Genomic DNA, 1573 nt, shown 5'->3' on the forward strand with positions numbered 1-1573 from the left:
GGAGACCCTGCCCTCGGCACGGTCGCCGAGCAGGGCTCCGTAGACGAGTGGGACCCGGAAGCCGCCCCCGCCGAGGATCGTCAGCCGCACGCCCTACCGCCTTTCGCCAGTGCAGATCCGGTGGCCGACGTGTCCGCCGCGGTGGCCGGTCCCGGGATCGGTGCCCGGATCAGTGCCACGATCAGTGCCACGATCGGTGACACGAACACGATCGGTGCCACGATCACCGAGACGCACGCCGACAGACACGCCACGGCCCACGTCCGCCGGTACCAGTCTGCCCCGGTCGGTCACTCCACCGGCGACGGCACGGCGCGCAGCCTGGCGCCCTGCTGGTGCGTGAAGCCGCCGCCCTGGACGGGACCCCTCGGCGCGCCCGTCGGCGTCGAGAGGATCAGCGTGATCCGGGTCAGCCCCATCTCGCCGAGCATCCGGCTGGTTTCGGCCACCATCCGGCAGCGCACCAGACCCCACCGCGGGTCGGGGTGGCGCACGGTGCGCACCGCCCCGTCCAGCTCGGCGGCGTCGGTCCCGTGGGTGCTCAGCCAGTGCGGCACGCCGTAGCGGTAGGCCGCCTCCATGAACGGGTCACGGGCCACCTCCTGGCGGATGCTGCGCAGCCCCTCGTCCTCGGGAGCCCCGGCCAGCGCGGTCGCGAACTGGGCCAGCAGCGGTACGCACCAGGCCGGTTCGTGGTCCTCCAGCACGGCCGCCGCGTCCGGGTGGAACAGCACGAAGCGCAGGAAGTTGTCGTCCGGCAGGGCCGTGGGGTGCGGTCTCACCGACTGGAAGAGCTGGTCGAAGGCCGAGTTGGTCAGGGCCACGTCCCAGCGGTGGTCCACCAGGAAGCTCGGGTACGGCACGGACTCCATCAGGGCCGCGTAGTCGCACAGGTAGTCGCGCTGCGCCGGATCGTCGGGCAGCCTGTTCTCCTCGGCGGCGCGCCACGTGGGCGGCGGGTCACGGTCGACCATGACCCGGAACAGCCAGAAGCACTGTCGCTCGCTCATCTCCAAGGCCTCGGCCAGGGCGAGGAGTTTACGGTCCGTCCACTCTTTGACCAGGCCTCTTTCCCAGTTCCCGTACGCGCGCACGCTGATGCGCAGCCGGGCGGCAAGATCTTCCTGGCTCAGGCCCAACTCCTCGCGGCGCTGGCGCAAAATCTCCTTGCGTCGCTCCGACCGAACGGCGCCGCGGGCGGATTCCTCGCCCGCCAGACGCTCTTCACCGGCTCGGGCGAGTCCATCGGACGGGCCCACCGCTGCGAGATGTGGCACTGAGAGCTCCCCCTCCTCCGGTCTGGATCTTCATTTCCGTGTGGCGATCCTGCTACCGACTTCATTCGAGTGTCAACTATTGTGGCAATTCCAGCCTCTTGACAGCTCATTCCCGCCACAGCTGTGGCACGTTCTAGCCCTTCCGGGCGAGAGCGGCTAGATTCCAGAAGCCGACCATGTGCCCATACCGACTTCGCGCGATCTAGGAGAACCACTGGTGACAGACGGCTTCCCGGCTCCCGTCGCGGTAGCCAACGCACCCCTGGCAGCCACCATCACGCGTGTCGCCGAACTCG

Annotated in this window: 1 protein-coding gene; it reads right to left on the bottom strand. The window is 69.4% G+C overall.

What is annotated here, in order from left to right:
* Positions 1-290: 290 nt before the first annotated feature.
* On the bottom strand, positions 291-1277 hold the full coding sequence (locus tag ACFWVD_RS28485) for a helix-turn-helix domain-containing protein (RefSeq protein WP_379247969.1): 987 nt from the start codon (positions 1275-1277) through the stop codon (positions 291-293).
* Between the last annotated feature and the right edge of the window lie 296 nt (positions 1278-1573).

The organism is Nocardia sp. NPDC058666 (assembly GCF_042714895.1).
In the GTDB taxonomy this organism is placed as follows: domain Bacteria; phylum Actinomycetota; class Actinomycetes; order Mycobacteriales; family Mycobacteriaceae; genus Nocardia.